1 protein-coding gene is annotated in these 1,017 nt (G+C 35.4%); it reads left to right on the top strand.

Going from position 1 to position 1,017, the window contains the following annotated elements:
• Positions 1 to 965, top strand: a 965-nt coding sequence (locus tag AC1DWB_RS36030) for a DegT/DnrJ/EryC1/StrS family aminotransferase (protein WP_477545848.1), incomplete at its 5' end; no start/stop codon positions are given.
• Positions 966 to 1,017 lie beyond the last annotated feature (52 nt).

Genomic DNA, 1,017 nt, shown 5'->3' with positions numbered 1-1,017 from the left:
GAATAGGAGTAGCTAATGGAAGTGATGCCCTGCACATCGCACTAATTGCTGCAGGTATTAACCCCGGCGACGAGGTTCTAACAACTCCATTTACTTTTTTTGCAACTGCTGGTGCAATAAGTAGAGTGGGTGCTACCCCTGTTTTTGTAGACATTGATCCAAACACATACAATATTAATGTCGATCTGATTGAAAGCAAAATAACTTCTAAAACAAGAGCGATAATTCCAGTACATTTATATGGACAGATGTCTGATATGAACGCTATTAAACACATTGCAAAGAAATATAACTTAATGATAGTTGAAGATGCAGCACAAGCAATTGGTGCGAAACTTAATGAAGTTTCACCAGGACAATATAGTAATGCTGCCTGTTACAGCTTTTTTCCCACAAAGAATTTAGGTGCTTACGGTGATGCAGGTATGATTGTTACTGATGACTTAGATATTGCAGAAAGATGTAGAGTGCTTAGGGTTCATGGAAGTAAACCAAAATATTATCATCATGTGATTGGTTATAATAGCAGATTAGATGAAATTCAAGCTGCTATTTTAAATGTAAAATTCAATTATATAAATAGTTGGACAGAATCGCGACGTGCAATTTCAAGGTATTACACAACTCTAATAATGAACAAATTAGGAGGTTTTGTTAAGTACCCCACAGAAAATAGAAATTGTCTACATGTTTTTCATCAATATACAATAAGGGTTCCCTTGAGAAATGAATTACAAGCATATTTAAAGGACAATGGTATAGACTCGATGATTTATTATCCCTTTCCATTACATATCCAACCTGTTTATAAAGAGTTGGGATATCTAGAAGCTGATTTCCCTGAATCATCTATGGCAGCACAAGAAGTTTTGTCTCTCCCAATGTACCCAGAACTGAATGAGACACAGCTAGATTATATTGTTAATAAAATGGAGCAGTTTTACAAAATGAGGGGATTTGTATGAAAAAAATAGTGACAATTATTGGTGCGCGACCACAATTTGTAAAAGCTGGACC

It is taken from the genome of Paenibacillus sp. P4_E11 (genome assembly GCF_056401635.1).
This window is presented reverse-complemented; position numbering and strand designations above follow the sequence as displayed.